Genomic DNA, 1,169 nt, shown 5'->3' with positions numbered 1-1,169 from the left:
ACGAGAGAGAAAAGAAGATCAAGGATGAGTCGGCGAAGCGCAGGGAGAACCTAAAGCAAAAGCTAAGAAGATTCATCACGCGAATCCCGGCATTTATGTATCTCACTGATGACAGAGAAAAAACCATCAAAGACATCATTGAGCAGGTCGAGCCAGAACTATTTGCGAAAGTAACCGGGCTCTCACTCAAAGATTTCAAGCAACTTGTCGATTGCAGAGTCTTCAATGACTCAAAAATGGATGATGCAGTCTGGAAATTCAGATCTTTCGAGAACTCCAGTCTTTCTTACTTCCACGAGGAAACTCCGGAGACTCTTGGCGGATGGAGGCTTACCAGGGAAGAGAAGTTCGCTGCCCTTATTCAGCGTGGTCTTCTGAATGAAGGGGACGAACTTGTCTTTGTCCCAGCCGGAACCTCAGCTTTTGTCACCGACGACTTCGGCTTGCTCATTGATGGCATTCGGTATGCCGGCCCTGCTGAAGCAGCGAGGGCACTCGGTTTGGATGATGAGACAGAATCATGGAAAAGCTGGAGGCTTGGAGCGAAGACACTGAAACAGGTGATGTTGGGATGACCTGGAAATTATGTGATCTATATGTAACCGGGTATGGCTTCGTTTGTGAGAATGTAGACAACGCTCAACAAAGTCTCCTGTAATGGCCTTTAGGACTATCGCTAAGAAATCTGCGCAATTCATTCACGAATATGCCTCAGCTGCAGACATTCGCCTCAGGCTATTTAGGGTCGTGACCTTGGGAGAGAGCTTCACGAAGTTGCCCATGTATCCCATAAGCAATAACCCTTTGTCCACAAATTGCGCATACTGCTCCTAACGCGGTCTCTAGGCCATATTCTTGAGTGAGATAACGAACCTTCGGCAAGTGGTCGAACTGCAATTCATCTAACAACGATAGAGCCGGGAAAGCTCCTCCACCTACACTCTCGACTTTAGGAAGAGTATTTTCAGAAAGCAGTGATGTGTGGCGAGGGCAGGACGATGCTTCTTCCTGGTGCATGAAGCCACGCGCACATAGAAAGTCAGCCACGTCGCCGTTGATGTCAAATATGTGCCTCTCCTTGCTGAGCACACCAGCAATACTCAATCCAGTCAGCGACTTGACTCGACTTAGTGCAACGTAAGCCTGAGATTCTGCGAAGTAGCTTTCAG

The 1,169-nt window shown here is 48.2% G+C and carries 2 protein-coding genes; one reads left to right on the top strand and one right to left on the bottom strand.

Annotation, left to right across the window (positions count from 1 at the left end):
- The coding region (locus EBR25_14270) for a hypothetical protein (protein ID NBW42135.1) at window positions 1-575 on the top strand (575 nt) is incomplete at its 5' end.
- 160 nt (window positions 576-735) lie between these two features.
- On the opposite strand, the gene EBR25_14265 is transcribed toward EBR25_14270, so the two are convergent.
- The coding region (locus tag EBR25_14265; protein ID NBW42134.1) for a hypothetical protein at window positions 736-1,169 on the bottom strand (434 nt) is incomplete at its 5' end.

The sequence above is a fragment of the bacterium genome, from assembly GCA_009926305.1.
Classification (GTDB): domain Bacteria; phylum Bdellovibrionota_C; class UBA2361; order UBA2361; family RFPC01; genus RFPC01.
This window is presented reverse-complemented; position numbering and strand designations above follow the sequence as displayed.